This window comes from Enterobacter sp. WI-ESBL-E8, assembly GCF_053364895.1.
On record NZ_JBRWXJ010000001.1, the window covers coordinates 2897214 to 2915077 of the forward strand.

14 protein-coding genes are annotated in these 17864 nt (G+C 55.7%); 1 reads left to right on the forward strand and 13 read right to left on the reverse strand.

The window, feature by feature from the left end; all coding sequences use genetic code 11:
- Positions 1-34: 34 nt before the first annotated feature.
- From ACWHWP_RS13800 to ACWHWP_RS13860, 13 genes are all read right to left on the reverse strand, one after another.
- Positions 35-451: a hypothetical protein gene (locus ACWHWP_RS13800; protein ID WP_447855833.1), complete on the reverse strand. Its 417-nt coding sequence runs from the start codon at positions 449-451 to the stop codon at positions 35-37.
- Positions 445-1434, reverse strand: a complete 990-nt coding sequence (locus ACWHWP_RS13805) for a hypothetical protein (RefSeq protein WP_447855834.1) — start codon at positions 1432-1434, stop codon at positions 445-447. Before ACWHWP_RS13805 ends, ACWHWP_RS13800 begins: the two co-directional genes overlap by 7 nt.
- Positions 1435-2012: 578 nt before the next feature.
- The gene (locus ACWHWP_RS13810; RefSeq protein WP_014884229.1) at positions 2013-2495 is read right to left on the reverse strand and encodes an Hcp family type VI secretion system effector; all 483 of its coding nucleotides are present in this window, start codon (positions 2493-2495) and stop codon (positions 2013-2015) included.
- Between the two features lie 180 nt (positions 2496-2675).
- Complete coding sequence (locus ACWHWP_RS13815; protein WP_447856685.1) at positions 2676-3065, reverse strand: T6SS amidase immunity protein Tai4 family protein; 390 nt, start codon at positions 3063-3065, stop codon at positions 2676-2678.
- Between the two features lie 367 nt (positions 3066-3432).
- Complete coding sequence (gene tssC, locus ACWHWP_RS13820; protein WP_028018712.1) at positions 3433-4932, reverse strand: type VI secretion system contractile sheath large subunit; 1500 nt, start codon at positions 4930-4932, stop codon at positions 3433-3435.
- A gap of 3 nt (positions 4933-4935) precedes the next feature.
- Positions 4936-5460 (reverse strand): type VI secretion system contractile sheath small subunit, encoded by a 525-nt coding sequence (gene tssB, locus ACWHWP_RS13825; RefSeq protein ID WP_008502644.1) that lies wholly within the window; start codon positions 5458-5460, stop codon positions 4936-4938.
- A gap of 75 nt (positions 5461-5535) precedes the next feature.
- The gene (tssA, locus tag ACWHWP_RS13830; RefSeq protein WP_447855836.1) at positions 5536-6552 is read right to left on the reverse strand and encodes a type VI secretion system protein TssA; all 1017 of its coding nucleotides are present in this window, start codon (positions 6550-6552) and stop codon (positions 5536-5538) included.
- An 11-nt stretch (positions 6553-6563) separates the two neighbouring features.
- Positions 6564-7280, reverse strand: a complete 717-nt coding sequence (gene tagF / locus ACWHWP_RS13835; protein WP_047345800.1) for a type VI secretion system-associated protein TagF — start codon at positions 7278-7280, stop codon at positions 6564-6566.
- Positions 7281-7296: 16 nt separating this feature from the next.
- Positions 7297-10917 carry a type VI secretion system membrane subunit TssM gene (tssM, locus tag ACWHWP_RS13840; protein ID WP_447855837.1) on the reverse strand — a complete coding sequence of 1207 codons (3621 nt, stop codon included), beginning with the start codon at positions 10915-10917 and terminating at the stop codon, positions 7297-7299.
- Positions 10918-10919: 2 nt separating this feature from the next.
- Positions 10920-12158 (reverse strand): DotU family type VI secretion system protein, encoded by a 1239-nt coding sequence (locus ACWHWP_RS13845; RefSeq protein WP_447855838.1) that lies wholly within the window; start codon positions 12156-12158, stop codon positions 10920-10922.
- 17 nt (positions 12159-12175) lie between these two features.
- Entirely contained in the window at positions 12176-13519 is a 1344-nt protein-coding gene (gene tssK, locus ACWHWP_RS13850) for a type VI secretion system baseplate subunit TssK (RefSeq protein WP_063430624.1), read from the reverse strand.
- Between the two features lie 28 nt (positions 13520-13547).
- Positions 13548-14051 (reverse strand): type VI secretion system lipoprotein TssJ, encoded by a 504-nt coding sequence (gene tssJ / locus ACWHWP_RS13855; RefSeq protein ID WP_047345803.1) that lies wholly within the window; start codon positions 14049-14051, stop codon positions 13548-13550.
- Positions 14052-14074: 23 nt separating this feature from the next.
- A complete protein-coding gene (locus ACWHWP_RS13860; RefSeq protein ID WP_059312794.1) occupies positions 14075-14569 on the reverse strand; it encodes a hypothetical protein in 495 nt (164 codons plus the stop codon).
- A gap of 1000 nt (positions 14570-15569) precedes the next feature.
- Here ACWHWP_RS13860 and ACWHWP_RS13865 point away from each other — a divergent pair.
- On the forward strand, positions 15570-17858 hold the full coding sequence (locus ACWHWP_RS13865; RefSeq protein WP_447855839.1) for an FdhF/YdeP family oxidoreductase: 2289 nt from the start codon (positions 15570-15572) through the stop codon (positions 17856-17858).
- Positions 17859-17864 lie beyond the last annotated feature (6 nt).

The window sequence follows — 17864 nt, forward strand, 5'->3', positions numbered from 1 at the left end:
AGAACGGCGGCGTTTGAGAAAGTGAATATTAAAACTATTTAATGAAGGTTATAAAATATAATCCAACAATGAGCCATAGAGTGAATATTAACGCCTGTAATTTATAACGACGATGTAACTTTAGTATCCAGCCAATTCTTTCATCCGGTAATGACTGCACGTATTTATAAGCTTCTTCCTGCACCGGCCTTTCATGAGTAAACTTCATTTTGACGCCTTTATAAAGGCGTACAAACCAGATTATTTTTTGGTAATTAGCCAGTGAACCAAAAAAAGAAGCGTAATTTGTCACAAGATCCAGGTCATATCCTTTGTGCCGGTAGTCTGAAAGTAATTGATTATAATCAGCTTCGTGTTTTTTAAAGTAACGAGAACTGAACAGATCCATAACTACCACAATCAGGAATAAAGCCACGATAAGGATTAATAGTAAATTCTCAATATTCACCATATTTTATCCATCATATACTCAGTCGCTCCGCCCGCTATCTCACCACCAACGTATCCACCTGCCGCCGCACCGACAATGGAGCAGGCGAGCAATCCGACGCCCCCCGTCGCAACACCAAGCGCAACGCATACACCAGCACCTGCCATGGCTCCGTATTTACCACCGTAAATACCCCCTGCCAAGCTTGCACCAAAGCTGCTGTATTTTTTCACAGCGACTTTAGCGCAACTCTGCTCACGTCCTACGGTGCATGCATTGTAAACTTCATTAGTGGTATTTGCACCTGCAAAACCTATTGCAAGCCAGCCGCCAGCTTTAAGAAAACGAGCGGCCTTAGAGGCATTATCGATATAAGTTGAATAACCACGAATAGAAGCGACTCCAGCCGTGCTCCATTCATGTACAATTGATCTGCTTGACAGCCCTAATGCATGCTTCAATTCGTCATAAGGTTTCATCTTCAATGTCAACCTGGACAATTTATTTAATAAGCCATCTAACTCAGAAAAGAGGCGCTGACGCTCAACAAAAAATTGCTGGCTTATTAATGTTCCTTGTGTCCTGTACTGATTCTGGTAAGCCAACTCAATGGATTTAAGTTTCCTTTCTATGTCGCTGAAATATTTTTCGCCTGCATCAGCAACGACACCAAGGGACTTATCCATAAAATTAGTAACTGCGGCTATTGTGCTAAAATGTTGATTAAAGAAATTCGCCTCTCCAGAGTTAAGATCGGCCAGAGCACCATTAACTTTCTTTTTTGCAATTTGTAATTGCTTAAGTTGCACAGAATTATTACTTCCCGGTGCATCAAGAATCAACATCTGTCCAGGTTTTGACCACTGCGCATCGCTATTAACTTGCATGAAATAACGAGCAGCATCGCTATTTGGATTGTTGAATAAAAGTCTTGCCTGGAAATCCAGGGTTCCGGGTTGCTGAACAATACAATATCCCGGATTAACTAATGATTGACTAGCCATATTCATTCCCTTTGCTTTTCACATATAAGCACTCACATTCAAATAAAATGGAGTTGAACTAGTATCCAAACGTTGACACTTTCTTAAAAATCGGCAACGTTTGAAAACTCACCTATTCTGTTTTAGCTAGCGATAACTCGCCTTTAGCATTTACACTGGTAATAAAACGAGCAGCACATCGAAGATCCGTATTATAAGTTCTCGACTTTAATACTACATCATACTCTACTGACTGCCAGTCCACTTTATCCCAGAGCAGAGACTCTTCAGATTTTAAAATGTGGCTGGGAGGAAATGCCCCCTGGAGAGAAAATTGTTTCCCATTCGTTACCTACACGTCGGGATATTGAAGGCTCATAAACTAACACAGACTCACTGATCCTAGTGTTATTCGGAACTCCAAAACAGGGAGTATTTTTTCTACTTTAACAGTTAAACTCTGAAACTGTGCAGGATGGGATATGCAGGTGCTACATGATAATACAATGGGTATAACCGTTAACGTTCTTTCCATTGCACACACCGGATAGTGAACCAATCATCATGACCGGGGCAAAACCCCGGTCAAGGATGAACAATTACGCTTCTTTGTTCTCTTTGATGTTCCAGCCAGCGCTGCTTTCAGCACCTTTACCACCGGCAGTGGTCTGCTCCCAGTACTGCTGTTTCACTTTCGCAGCCTGGAATGCATAGGTCACACCAACGGTATCGCCGTTGTCTGCACCGGTGTACTGAACAGAAGTGACCAGCACATCTTCCAGCGTGATGCGGGTATATTCCACCTGCTGGCCGCCGGCTTTACAGACGGACAGCTCAACTTTGGTCAGGTGTTTACCGCTGGCGCAGTGTTTCAGGATTGCTGTAGTGGATTTGTCGATCAGGGCGTTTACGTGCAGATCGTTAAAGTTAACTTTACCGGCACCACCGCCACCGCCAACGCTCATATTACCTGGCTGGGAAGCGCCCCAGGAGAAGGAGGTAATATCAGTCCAGCCGGTGTGGTTAGAATCTTTAGATTCGCCAGTAACACCCTCGACCTTCAGAAACATATCAATAGCCATAATATCTACTCTTCGTGGATGAACAATATTGCTTTCGAAAAAGCACTTATATGGCAAACAGGAAAGCATGGGGCTGAATAAAACCGTCCATATTTTACCTCTGCCTCACATCAAATGACCCGTGTCATTTGACAGTCTTACATTCCCCCTGAATGAACGGAAAGAATGTGAAGTCTTTTACTACTGCGGGTTATCCTGAATCCAGGTACGATCAGGATCGCCAATGATGACCTGCGGAACCAGTTTGTTCAGTTCGTCGCTATGATAAAGACGTAAACAGTTTAATGTTACGCCTTTGACATCGGGTTTTCTCTCTGAATGAAAACCGTTAATTTGATTTTTATATTTTCCAATGAGGGCATTCACTTTATCAGTACCATTTTCGGCATCAAAAGGTATCCACTCAATAAATGCACTCGCACTGCGGGCCGCATCAGCAGAAAACTGGCTGCCTTTATCTGCCACCTGCGCAAGACAGCGCGCCATAACTAAATCTTTTAAAACCTGCCGGTATGTTTGCTGATGATAAAAATCAGGATAGTTATTTCCGGCACACACATAAAAAGTCATAAATGCGAGGAAAAAACAGAAATGTTTCACCTTATATCCTTTGCCCCAGGACCCGCAGCGCCTCAGCCCACGTAAAATATTAGATTTTGTCTTTCCATTTCTCTGCGACAACGTATATGCCTATCGCTAATGAATTAAGTCCAGCACATAAGAACCCATGCATTGCAATTCGCGGAACATCTTCCGGCCAGCTAAAGATAAAAAAATAGTAGCCGGATACCGTCACAAACAGCATGAATGAAATTATTAGCAACATATAAATGGTTAAATAGCTGATGAATTTCCGTACTAACGCTTTCACAGTCAAATTCATTAGCTATCTCGTATTCACCGAAAAGTTGCCGGCCCAATGGGCCGGCTACATTTATCACGCGTCTTTCGTCTTCAGCGACGGCAGTTTAGAAACCAGACGCAGGGAAACGGTCAGACCTTCCAGCTGGTAGTGTGGACGCAGGAAGAACTTCGCGGCGTAGTAGCCCGGGTTGTCTTCAATTTCCTGCACCTGCACTTCCGCAGCCGCCAGCGGTTTGCGGGACTTGGTCTCCTGAGAGGAGTTAGCCGGGTCACCGTCCACGTAGTTCATCACCCAGTCGTTCAGCCAGCGCTCCATCTCTTCGCGCTCGCGGAAGGAGCCGATTTTGTCGCGCACGATGCACTTCAGGTAGTGGGCAAAGCGGCAGCAGGCAAACAGGTACGGCAGACGAGACGCCAGGCGCGCGTTAGCGGTGGCATCCGGGTCGTGGTACTCCGCCGGTTTTTGCAGTGACTGCGCGCCGATGAAGGCGGCAAAGTCGGAGTTTTTGCGGTGAACCAGCGGCATAAAGCCGTTTTTCGCCAGCTCGGCTTCACGACGATCGCTGATGGCGATCTCGGTCGGGCACTTCATGTCCACGCCGCCGTCGTCGCTCGGGAAGGTGTGGCACGGCAGGTTTTCTACCGCCCCGCCGGACTCCACGCCGCGAATCGAGGTGCACCAGCCGTACTCTTTAAAGGAGCGGTTGATGTTGGCGGCCATCGCATAGGCGGCGTTCGCCCAGGAGTAGCTGTTGTGGTTCGCGCCGTCGGTCTGCTCTTCAAAGTCAAAGCTGTCGACCGGGTTGGTGCGAATGCCGTACGGCAGGCGCGACAGGAAGCGCGGCATCACCAGACCGAGATAGCGGGCATCTTCAGATTCACGTAGTGAACGCCAGGCGGCGTATTCGGTGTTCTGGAAGATTTTGGTCAGGTCGCGCGGGTTAGCCAGCTCCTGCCAGGACTCCATCTGCATCACGCCCGGTGCGGTACCGGTGATAAACGGACAGTGTGCCGCAGAACCGATGCGCGCCATTTCACCCAGCAGCTCAACGTCCTGCGGGCTGTGGTCGAAGTAGTAGTCGCCGACGATGCAGCCAAACGGCTCGCCACCGAACTGACCGTACTCCTGCTCGTAGATTTTCTTGAAGATCGGGCTCTGATCCCAGCCCACGCCCTTGTAGCGCTTCAGGGTACGGCCCAGCTCCTGCTTGGAGATGCTCATAAAGCGGATCTTCAGCATCTCGTCGGTTTCAGTGTTGTTCACCAGGTAGCTCAGACCGCGCCAGGCGCTCTCCAGCTTTTGAAACTCGTCGTGGTGAATAATCTGGTTGACCTGCTGCGACAGCTGCTCATCGATACCTGCAATCAGGTTCTGAATGGTGCGGTAGGTATCGTTTGAGAAGGTGACGGTATTTTCCAGCGCCTGCTGCGCCAGGGTTTTAACCGCGCTTTCTACGGCGGAGCGCGCCTGGTCGGTTTTCGGGCGGAACTCTTTGTTCAGCAGCGCGCTGAATTCATCCTGGCTGAACGCCTGACCCGCCTGCTGCTCGTGTTGTTGAGTCTGGTTGCTCATTGATTATTCCTCGCTACCTTTCGCGCTTTCGTCATTTTTCGGCAACTGGCTCAGGGATTTGAGCAGCGTCGGATCCTGCAGAATTTTAGCGATCAGCTCTTCCGCACCGTTTTTGCCGTCCATGTAGGTCAGCAGGTTGGAGAGCTGAGTACGCGCTTCCAGCAGCTTGTTCAGCGGCTCAACCTTGCGGGCCACCGCATCCGGCAGGAAGTCGTCCATGCTGTCGAAGGTCAGATCGACGTTGAGCTTGCCTTCGCCGGTCAGGGTGTTATCCACCTGGAACGCCACGCGCGGCTTCAGCGCCTTCATGCGTTCGTCAAAGTTGTCGATGTCGATTTCGAGGAACTTACGCTCATCCACGGCCGGCAGGTTTTCCACCGGTTTGCCGACCAGATCGGCCATGACGCCCATCACGAACGGCAGCTGAATTTTACGTTCTGCACCGTAGATCTCTACGTCGTACTCGATCTGCACGCGGGGGGCACGGTTACGTGCGATGAATTTCTGCCCACTGTTACTCATTGCCATGATGTTCTCCATCAAAGATGCGCGGTGAAGGTGAAACGGCAGGCTCCATGCCTGTCGTCATAATGCCTGGACGCGTTATTCGCGGCGTCCAAAGATGTTTTCCAGTTGGTTAACGCCGTCTGGCGCCAGGTCGCGAATAATGTCCATAAAGTTAAGTTCTGACAGCCGCTGCACCCGTTCAATCATCAGCGGTGCGGGGTGGCTCGGTTCGTACTGTGCAAAATACTGCTTCGCTTTTTCCAGCATCAGCTGCGCGTCGGCGCGGCTGGTGACCTGCACGCTGCGCCAGTCGGTAACCTGCTGAACGGGTTGCGCTGCCGCAGGCTGCGGCTCGGCGTGCTGTTCAGCCTGCGCCTCCCGGTTCGGCAGCAGCTTGCTGATGTCGGTCACCTGACAGGCGCTGGCAACCAGTCCAACGGTTTTCAGGAGCTGCTCCATCTCCGGTACCCCGCTTTCGCCGAGATAGCCGGTGAGCAGATCGCGAATCGCCAGCAGGCGTTCGTTAATCACGATAACCGCTGCGGTTCCCGGCTGGTCGCCGCGGGCCAGCTCGTCAATCAGCCGTGGACGGCCGCCGGGATAGTCCGGGCATTCCGTCTTACTGCCGTCCAGCAGCGCCTGGGCATCCCGGAGCGAAATTTCATCGCCGTTTGAACGCAGAAGCGAGGCATTACGCACGGCGACGGTGAGGTCAGACTTATCGCTCAGCCCTGCCAGGGCGTTAATGCGGTAGAACGGATCGGTTTCGCCAAACTCTTCCAGAAGCGGGTAAAGCGGCTCCCAGTAGCGTGCGAGCGCCTCCTGCACCAGCAGCAATCCGTCTGCGTAGCCCGCAAGCCCGCGGCGGCGCGTCCAGGCATGGGTTAACGCCAGCAGCACGCGAAGATCTTTGGTGCGGGTCAGCAGGCTGGTGGCGTATTTTTCAACCGTGTTCCAGTCAGCCGGCTCCGCCGGGATGATGGTGTCGCCAAACTGCTGTTCCGCTTTTCCCTGCCCTGCCTGATTCATGAGCTGGAAGTCAGCGTCGTACTCCAGGTTTTCGCCGCAGGGCCTGTCGGGGCTTATTGGCGCGAGAAATTCTTCGATATTCATAAGATCCCTGCTTATTCAAACATAGGCGGATAAAGACCGTGACGGCCCGGGCGGGCGCCTCCTGCCGGATCGAACAGCAGGGTGAAAAGCTGTCCGGTAAAGTTACCGCTGTGAACGTGGGTGTACAGCGGGTAGCCGTCGCAGCGGTTGGTCCACCAGTAGCTGGTCTGACGAAGCGGGTCAAAACACTCTGCCGCCTGAGGCCAGCCCAGCGTGCTTTGGCCGTCCTCGTCATAGCCAATCACATCAAGGATATCGGAACGCTTTTGCGGCTCGACGGGCTGCGGTGCCGGAATGGACATCAACATCTCGTCCAGCTGCGAGGCGGAAAAACTGTTGCGCACCGCGTGCAGCCCCAGGCGTCCAAGCTGCTGATACCAGCTCTCGGCCTGACTGAGCAGATTAGTCGACCACTCTGACGGGGCGAAGCTCAGCTGCAGGCAAACCGGGTACTGTCGGCCAACGCTGTCGCGGCCGGGCAGCAGGCAGCCCATCTGGATCATCTGGCTGCCCAGCATAGGCGGTACAACAAAATTCCAGACCGGCGCTTTGTGGAACTGTCGCTCGCCGCTGCGCAGCTCTTCCTGCTGCCAGGCCAGCAGACCAACCTGGAACCAGTGGGACCACTGGCGCTGTAAGGTGTCAGGAAAGCGGCGCTGCAAAAAATCTCCGGCGCTGGGTAATTTGCCATACCAGCTGTAGCGGTTCATCGCAGGGGTATTCGTCATACGGCTGTCCTTGCGGTTATGGGCATGAGAAACGAGGAAGCTGGAACGGGTTGCGAATGCTGTTTGGCGCAAACTCCAGCGTGACCTGATGTCCGTCAACGTTGAAGGTGGCCTGACGGCTCAGGCTCCCCGCGCCCGGGCTGGTGCTCGCTTTATCGAAGAAGCGGTTCAGCGCCCAGGCACCGTTCGTCACCAGCGTCGCCGTGCTGCCGTTCGCCAGCCCCAGCTGCATGCGGACCTGGTTGGTGCCGCCCGGCCCCGGCCAGTTCATGATCTGCACGGCCTGCGGGCCATGGCTGTAGCGCAGCAGCTGGCCGTCGACGTCCAGCGTCAGGTTCAGAATGGTGTTATCCATTCGCACGGTGCGTACCGTCACCTTGAAAGACGGCGTAGTTGCGCCATTAGCAAAAAAGGCGTCGCGAATGGACTGGGCCTGCTGGAACGGTCTCAGCAGCCCTTCGCTTCCCGGCAGCGTTTTACCGTCGATGCCCGGCATAAAGCGCCAGTTTGCCTGCGTGGTATCCACTTTATTGGTCAGGTTGTCGCGGAAGAAGGCGTCCATCAGCCCGGTGCCGGGGGCAAACATGCGCGCGAGATCGTCAGGGGTGACCTCGGTGCTGGCGCTGCGCACCAGCGGGTAGCGGCCGGCAATCGCCTGGCGACAGAACCCGCCCACCTCAACGTTGATGCGCTTACGCACGTTTTCCAGGTCGCGGCGCTGGGTATCGCTGCTGGCGCCTACCGCCATATTACTGAACATGGTTTGCAGCCCGCCCGGCAGACGACCGGCGCTGGCCTGCAGACGGCTGATCGCCTCGCCGCCCGGTGCCGGCATGCCGCTGTTGGCGGCGTCCTGTACGGCGGTCAGATAACGGTAAAGCTCGTCCACCTGCTTGAGAAAATCGTCAAATACGATGGTCTTCCCGCCCTTCTCCAGCGGCTGCGCCAGCTCGATCATCGGCGCATAGTGGTCGGTCACCAGCTGCTCCGGCGCCTGCGTGACCACGGCAGCCTGCGTCGGGGCATTGTCATTATTGCTGAACAGCGCTTCCAGCGTACGGGTGGCGCGGTTGCTCTGTTCCTGCGCTTTACCCGCATCTTCTGGCGCGGGCGCATTGCGCGACAGCGTCAGCACCAGGCTCAGGTTCTGCACCAGACGGCGCAGAGGCGAGTTTGCGCCCGAGAGCAGGCGCGCGGTGTTGATGCGCTGGGAAAGGTCGGCGCTGTTGTTCAGCTGAATGTCGGCGAGAAAGCGATCCCAGTTAGCGATAAAGTCGCGCATGTAGAGCTGGCGCACGGCGTTATCGATCTGCTGTTTATCCTCTTGCGCCGTGGCGGCCCCCAGCACCCAGGCGTCGTCCTCGTGCAGGGCGGTGGTGACGCTGTCAATCTGGCCGTTAAAGCTTTTCCAGTAGCCGTCCGGCGTATAGAGCCCCGGCACGCCTTCGCTCACCGGCTTGCCGCTTTTGCGTGAAAACACCAGCTCGCTCTGCGGTCCGCCCAGATCGGAAAGGGAGACCGGCTTCAGGTTTTCATCATGCTCCAGCAGGCGCTTGAGACGGCCGTACACCCGCGTGGAGAGCGGCTGCTGGTTGATCATCGCCCTTTCGCGCGCAACCAGAGATTCATCCTGCGCGTACGGGGAGGCCTGAATCTTTGGCTCCAGCAGCTGGGTCAGGTGCCATTCAAGCTCTTGCAGCTGCGCCTTTGTGACGTTCTGCGGCAGGTTACGCTGCAGGTTGAGCATCACCCACGAGTGCAGGAATTTGCCGTCATAGTGCTTCGGCTGATACAGCATCTGATAGGCTTTCAGCGCTTCGTAGCTGTATTCCACATCGCTGCCGTTGTCGTTGCGAAGCCAGGTGGTAATGTGCATGGCGACGGCCGGCAGCAGCATCTGATCCAGCGCTTTCTGGTACAGAGACTGGGAAGCATCGCTGACGTCATCCCCGCGATAAAGCCCCATACGGCGGGAAACGGGCGGGTCGTTTACGTCAAACGCGTCGCTTTTCGGCAGATCAACCAGACCGTTCAGCAGCGGCAGCAGATCGAACAGATCGCGCTGGGTCTGGTTCTGCAGCGCCTTGCTCTGCTGGTCCAGCAGCGGCACCTTCGCATCCACCTCTTCCAGATAGGCCTTGTTTTTGGCATAGCTGGTCAGCCACAGCCCGCCCAGAATCACCAGCAGGGCCAGCAGCGCCGCGTAGCCGGACCAGATCACGGCCCGGTTGCGCAGTTCCCACCAGCGGTTTTCTCCGGCGATCCCGGCTTCCTGGAAAATGACGTTTTGCAGCAGGTTCTTAATGAAGAAGCTCTGGCCTTTCGCCCCCGGGATAGGGGCCTCTTTGCTGACCGAGTCCCAGCGATCCGCCTCCGCCCCTTCCGGCAGCGACAGCGCACGGTTCAGTTCGCCCATCACGCGGTCGAACGGCATGCCTTCCTGCGTGCCGCTGGCGAAGTAGATCCCGCGCGGGGAGAATTCGGTTTCGAAGTTGGAGCGGGCGAAGACCGTGCTCAGGTAATCTGCCAGCAGCGGACGCAGCGCGGCGAACTCCTGTGGGAAGAGATACGCTTCGGCACGGGCTTTCGCGTCGTGCTCTTTCAGCATCGTTTCCGGCAGCCCGGCATCGAGGCGCTGCTGTAAAAGCGAAAACTCCTGCTGGAAGTTGCCCATCAGGTCGTAGTCGGCGTGTTTGGTTTGCTCCCACGGCAGCGTAAAGCCCCAGATCTGGTCGCGCTGCGCTTTGTCGTAGTCGGCAAACCAGGCGCGGAAGCCTTTAAGCAGGTCGGCCTTGGTCACCATCACGTACACCGGGAAGCGGATGCCCAGCTGTTCATGCAGCTCGGACAGACGCTGACGCAGATTCACCGCCTGCTGGCGGGACGCCTCGGCTGACTGGGTAAGCAGGTCAGAAATGCTGATGGTGATGATGACGCCGTTGATCGGCTGGCGGCGGCGATACTTGCGCAGCAGGTTGATAAACTCCAGCCACTCGCCGGCGTCCTGCACCTGCTCGCTCTCCTGCGTGGTGTAGCGCCCTGCCGTGTCCAGCAGCACCGCCTCGTTGGTAAACCACCAGTCGCAGTTGCGCGTGCCGCCGATGCCCCGCAGCGCGGTCTTACCGAAACGATCCGCCAGCGGGAACTGCAGCCCGGAGTTGACCAGCGCCGTGGTTTTACCCGAACCCGGCGCGCCGATAATGACGTACCACGGCAGCTGATAGAGATATTGCGTGCTGAAGCGCTGGGTCCACTGGGCGCCCTGACCCGCTTTGCTGAAGTGCGCTTTTTTAAGCATTTGCGCGGCTTCATCAAAGCGGCTGGCGAGGATCTGCTCCTCGCTGTTCAGCCGCTTCTGCGGATCCGCCGCTTCCGGGCTGGCGGTGTTCTCTTTGAGCTTGTCCATCAGCTTGCGGTTCAGCCAGGCATTGTACAGCCGCGGCAGAATGTGGCCCTGCGCCCAGAGCAGGTAGACCACGGCGATGCTGATTATGCGGTTCTGTTCGGACTCAAGCGGCCGGGTGTCCACGATGGACAACAGGGGACCAATCATCCAGATCACCGCCGCCAGCGCCGTTACGCCGAGGAAGCTCCACAGAATGCGGTTGGTCAAAATGGAAAGAAGTGTAGTCAGCATCCTTAGTTTCCTTGCGGCAATCCGTTCAGCTCGGCCTGCGTATTTTCAGGCGACACCAGCAGAGTAATTTCCACACGGCGGTTACGGGCGCGGTTTTCCGGCGTCGTGTTCGGCGCCACTGGGTTAATCTCGCCCCGCCCTTCCGCCTTCACGCGGCCAGGCTGAGAGAGGCTTCCCTGCAGCATTTTCTGTACGGAGCGGGCACGTTCCAGAGAGAGCTCATAGTTAGAGGCAAAGCGCGCGCTGCGGATCGGCACGTTGTCGCTGTAGCCCACCACCAGAATTTTGCCGCTGACGTTATTCATCGCCTGCGCAATGCGGTTGATCACCGGCTCATAGCGGTCGCGCACCACGGTAGAAGCTGAGGCAAACAGCCCGTCACCCTTCAGGATAACGACGCTGCGATCCGCTTCGTCTTTCACCGCGACGAGGCCCGCCTCGATTTCCGGCTTCAGGAAGCCGCGCAGGTTCAGCACCGCCGGCAGCTGACGAGCCGGCTGCTGAATAGTGGTTTCCGGCAACTGGGACTGGTAAATCTTCGCCAGCACCGGGTTAGTGTTATCGCCAAGACGCCAGTTAAGCACGATATAAAACAGGCAGGCGATAAAGCCGGCGAGCGCCACGCAGGCCCACAGGGGAACCATCGGCCGCCAGAGCTTGCGCAGCACCGGACGATCTTCCGGATGGGGTGAGAGCGGCGGCGGGTAGCTGCCGCGCACGCCGCGGATCATCTGCCACAGACGCTGTTTGATGGTCTCAAGCTGGGTGCGGCCATTGTCCAGCACCCGATAGCGCCCTTCGAATCCAAGCAGCAGGCAGTAGTTGATCATCTCCAGCAGCAGGATATGTTCGCGCGGGTTCTGCGACAGGCGCGCCAGCAGCTGGAAAAACTTCTCGCCGCCCCAGGTTTCGTTGTGGAACGTCACCAGCAGGCCATTGCTTGACCAGACGCCGCTGCTGCCCCAGGGGGTGAGCGCGGCGGCTTCATCAAGCGCCGTACACAGGCAGTAACGCGCCCCGACGATCACTTCATAAGGCAGCCCGGCCTGCTGGCAGCGGACTTCGAAACGGCGAATCTCATCGATCAGACGCTGGCGCAGCGCCACCTGATCGTCATGCGAAACCGAATGACGGATCTGCGGGATCGCATTGAGCAGCGGATTGGCGGCGGCCACTAGCTGATTGTTGTTACTGGCTCCGGTAAACCCGGCATCGCTGCCGGTGTCCTGTCGTTCCTGCATATTAAGCGCTCGCTTTATTATTCTGTCGGGCTACGGATGGCCCAAAACTCCATATCCAGCCCCGGGAACTCCCCTGCAAGATGCAGGGCGAATGCGCCGGATTTATCCATCTCGTGCCACAGCTCGCTGCCCTTCTCGAGCTCGAAGTAGCTGTAGCCGGCGTGCCACGGGATCTGCGGCGGCGCGACCGGCATGGCGCGCAGCATAATGCCCGGCAGCTGCAGCTGGACCAGATCGCGAATTTTCGACACCGGCGCGACCTTCATCTGCGCCGGGAAATGGGTTTGCAGGTGTTCGCCCGGCACATTGGCTTTGACCGCCAGCACGAAGCCAAACTCGCGCACCATGCTGGTTTCCGGCACCGTGGCGATGTTCAGACCGTGAGAGCGTTCGTTAAGCGGCAGCTGAATCGCGTGGTCTTCCATCACCAGCGACAGTCCCTGACGCAGCATCAGCATCAGCTTGCTAAAGCAGTTTGCCAGGTCGTCATGATCGTAAATCGGCAGCACGCTTTCAGCGGTGCGTTGCGCCGTCCAGGTAGAAAGCTCTGTGGCAAACGGCAGCCAGCTGCGCCAGAGTGTTTCCGGATGCAGCAGCGGCAGGGTTTTTAAATGCGACACCTCGCCCAGATGACGGTTAACCAGCGACAGCAGCGTAAACTCGATCATTTCAGAGGTGTTAAAGCGGCCAGGCTGGCGCAGACGGCCGCCAATCTGCTGGCTGCGCTGCACCAGTAAGCCGTGCAGATCGTTGATCATGCTGTAGATCTGCGGGCTGTTATTGGCGTTTAGCATCGGCGGGATGTAGCTGTTATCGAGGCGCACGTGGTTGTCGTTGCGTTTCTCAGCTACAAACGCCACGCCGATGGCGGTCCATTCGGCCGTGAGGTCTTTTTCCAGCATCAGGGTCAGACGCAGGCGGCCAAACTGGACGGTGGCGTCCCCCACCGACATGGCGTTATCGTCTTCCACCTCTTGCTCAAACGCGATAAAGCGCGCCAGCGAGGCCGGCTCTTCGCTGAAAATCACCTCTTCTCTCTCGCCGCGGCGAACCGGCAGCGCGAGCACCACCTTTTCATTGGTGAGGTTGTCAGGAATTTTCAGCGGCACAGGACCGTTGCGCCCGTTACGGACCTGGAAAAAGGTGCCGTCCGGCAGCAACCCGCTGCAGTAGCTCAGGGCAATGCATCCCTGGCGAAGCATCGCTTCATCCAGTTCAACGTCCAGAAAGCCCCAGAGGTAAGAGCGCTGCAGCGCACCCCATTCACGAACATGGTTGAGCAGATAACTTTCAGTCCGCTGAAAATGGTGTGGACGCAGGAACATGCCTTCGGTCCAGACGACCTTTTCTGCTTTGGTCATGATGATGTGTTTCCTGTTTTAGAGCGCGTTACTGGCTGATGACCCGAATGCCGTTCACGTCGAGGAAGACGTTGGCCTGAAGTTCATCTGCGGACCATTTCCAGAACTGATAGATGTGATTTTCGCCAGGCACGGGCAGAGGGAGTGAAACGCGCCATTTTTTGCCATCCAGCATCTGATATTCCGCCATCACGCCGATGTAGCGGGCCTCCGGAGAGCTTTGCCCGCTGAGGGTTTTCGACAGCTGTCCCGGCATCAGGAAGAACACATCGCTGTTCAGCAGATTCGCGCCAAGCGTGGCGGACGCGTTGTTCTGCAGGGAGTAGAAGTCGCTGGACATAAAATCCGCATCGGATTTCAGCAACAGCACCCGGACCTTAAGCGGCGCAGATTCATTGATTTGTGGATGAGCCTGAAACTGCAGATTGTAGCGGGAGGGGTCGCTGTGTGAAGACGACGTACAACCACCGACAAGGGCGAAAATCACCGCGTAAAAGAATAACCACAGCTTATGAAAATTTTTATTATTCATAAAAATGCGCTCATGAAAGCCGTTTAGTTCAGGATCCAGGTACCGTTAGCGCTGTCTTTGCAGGCTTTGCTGTTGCCGTCGACATCAACGCAGGTCGCTTTTTTACGCGCCTTAGGACGAATGGCCTGCTTACGCACGGTGGCTTCGTACTGATCGGCCTTGATAACGGCGCGCATCGGGACGTAACCAATCAGCTGCTCGTTACCTTCATCGGCAAGCGCCATCCAGTAGTGTTCAACCTGCCCCAGCACCACATACGTTTTACCGGTCTCGAGGTTGCGGATAACCTTGCCGCCAAAGTCAGGACGGCTCATCAGGGAGGCCGGATACATGGCACGATACGGCTCGTTGACCGGCGTGAACTCTGCCGGCGGCGTAACGGCGTGACGGTGGGTTAAGGTTACGCCGTTGACCTGGCTGGTCTCGATCGTATCGTCGTTGATCACAGGTTTCTGCGGCGCTTTACAGCCCGCCACCGCCATTACAAACAGAAGTGAAAACAGTACGCGCATTTTCATATGCTTTTCCGTAGCGATATTTCGATGATGGAGATAAGGGGATGAAGTTTGACTTAAGTGCTATTGTTAAAATAGCCAGGATATTTTCAGGGCGTTACTATTTTAAGGGCATAGCTACCGCACGAGCCCTCCGGAATAAGGCCCAGCGTCTTCCTGACATATTTTGACAAACGGTAAACAAGTTTACATGAGCTTCGTATCAATTCAATATTTACCGCTGCGTAACTGATGGTAAATGAAGCAGTCGGAAGATTATAGGATTAATCTGAGAAAAAAACCCGACGTGGCCTAAGCCCTCTTATTCGCTCACCCCACAACGACATAACTTTATGTTTTATAAATAAAAAACACAAAAGAGAATCACTTTCATTAACGCAATGTCGCTATTATCGCCACTACCATAATTAGTAGAATTCGCGTATTGCTGATGTCAGAACAATATACTGACGATGAATTATTTGTTGCACTAACAGGGTATCTTTAATATTCGTCGTAATTAATGATCAAAATGGGATTATTTCACTTATGCAGACTGACGTTAATTTCACGCCTCAAAATAACTTTATATTTCACGATGTGATAATTACCCTCGAGGGCATAAATTATATCCATTAATCATTAAGCCTGAGTAAACATTCCTGCCGCCCTCGCGTTACCCGATGCGCCAGATCGCCTGCCAGGCGCGGATATTGTCTTTTTCACCGTGCGAAAACTTCATTCGAAGTTTAACGGGTACTACATCCTCCTGCGCTCGCCACCATCTATCCCACCTAACGGGTGATAGATAATATTTATTATTAAAATGATAAAATTTCGTTATAATTTCTTTAAATATTTATGCGACATAACTGATAACTAATTGTAATAAAAAGAATTTAAGATAAGGCACTTTGCCGTATCGGATGCGCACAGACATCCGGCCGCCATTGCTGTCGCTTATCGTCTTCTTCAGTGATTTATTGGCTTAGTCGCCGTGAGACCGAACAAATCAGGAGTTGGAATGAACAGTAAAAGACGCTCAGTGCCCGGTATCAGACACTATGATGGTCCTGCAGGCGGCTGGGGCGCGTTAAAAGCCACGGCCATTGCGGTACGTACCCAGATGGATACCTTTGATGCCCCCGCGACGCTGCTGCGCACCAATCAACCTGACGGTTTTGACTGCCCGGGCTGCGCGTGGCCAGATAAAGAACACAAATCCACGTTCCAGTTCTGCGAAAACGGCGCCAAAGCGGTGACGTGGGAAGCCACCAGCAAGCGCGTGACACCCGCGTTTCTGGCGGAAAACAGCGTCTCCTCGCTGCTGGCAAAATCGGACTTTGAACTGGAAGGTTACGGTCGGCTGACGCATCCCCTGCGCTATGACCGCGACAGCGATACCTTCAGGCCCGTCGAATGGGACGAGGCGTTTCAGCGCATCGGAGAGGTGTTGCGCGGGCTCGAACCGGACCAGGTCGAGTTCTATACCTCCGGGCGAGCCTCTAACGAAGCGGCGTATTTGTTCCAGCTGTTCGCCCGCGAATACGGCACCAATAACTTCCCCGACTGCTCGAATATGTGTCATGAAGCCACCAGCGTCGGTTTGCCGCGTTCGATTGGCATCGGGAAAGGCACCGTCTCGCTGGACGACTTCGACAAAACCGAGCTTGTGATCTCCATCGGTCACAACCCCGGCACCAACCATCCGCGAATGATGGGTACCCTGCACGAGCTGGCGCGTCGCAATGTGCCGATCATCGTCTTTAACCCGCTGCGCGAGCGCGCCCTGGAACGCTTCGCCGATCCGCAAAGCGTGATTGAAATGGCCACCTACGGCTCCACGGATATCGCTTCGACCTACTACCAGGTGAAGGCCGGGGGCGACGCCGCCGCGCTGAAAGGCCTTGCCAAACATCTCCTGGAGATGGAGGCCGAAGGCGGTGACGTACTCGACCACGCGTTTATTGCGGCGCACACCCAGGGCTTTGCGGACTTTGCCGCCGATATCGCGCAAACCCGCTGGGACGATATCGAGCGCGAGTCGGGCCTGAGCCAGGCGGCGCTCAAAAAGGTCGCCGAGGCCTATGCGAAATCGAAGGCCACCATCATTACCTACGGGATGGGGATTACCCAGCACAATAAAGGCACGGCAAACGTGCGGCTGATCGCTGACGTGCTGCTGCTGCGCGGGAATATCGGCAAGCCCGGCGCGGGAATTTGCCCGCTGCGCGGCCACTCAAACGTGCAGGGAAACCGCACCGTCGGGATTAGCGAGAAACCCACGCCGGCCTTCCTGAACCGTCTGAAGGAGGTGTTCGGCTTTGAACCGCCGTCTCACCACGGACACGACGCGGTGCAGGCGACGCAGGCGATGATCGACGGCCGAGCAAAAGCGCTCATCGCCCTCGGCGGCAATTTTGCGGTGGCGATGCCCGATCATGAACGCGGTTTCCCGGCAATGGGGTCCCTCGAGCTCAGCGTCCACGTTGGCACCAAGCTGAACCGTACGCATCTGCTGGTGGGCAAAGAGACGTTTATTCTGCCGTGCCTGGGCCGCACCGAGCTGGACGTTCAGGCAACCGGTCGTCAGTCCATCACCGTCGAAGATTCCATGTCGATGGTGCATGCCTCTTCCGGCAAGCTGAAGCCGGCCTCACCGCTGCTCCGTTCAGAGCCCGCTATCGTCGCCGGCATGGCGAGCGCCACCCTGCCCGCCACCCGCGTGGACTGGTTAACGCTGGTTGAGGATTACGACCGCATCCGCGATCAGATCGAGCAGACCATTCCGGGCTTTGAGAACTACAATGCGCGGATCCGCGTTCCCGGCGGCTTCCGGATGCCGCTGCCGCCAACGCAGCGTATCTGGCCAACGGCGACGGGAAAAGCGATGTTCTCGGTATTCGATGGCGTTCACGAGAACGCCAGCGGTGAAGGCGAGCACGTTCTGCGCCTGATCACGCTGCGCAGCCACGACCAGTACAACACCACCATTTACGCCCTGGACGACCGCTACCGTGGCGTGTTTGGCCGCCGCGACGTGCTGTTTATGAACGAAGACGACATGGCGCAGGCAGGACTGGAGCACGGCGACCGCGTGGATATTGAAACCGCTCTGCCCGGCAGCGCGCAGCGGCTGGAAGACATCACCGTGGTGGCCTACAGCATCGCCCCGGGCTCTGTCGGCGCCTACTACCCGGAAGCCAACGTGCTGGTACCGCTCGACTATCTGGATAATGACAGCGGAACGCCGTCCTATAAATCCGTTCCGGTTCGCATCACCCTGCGCTCAAAAGAGATCCGCATGCTGTAAGGCCGT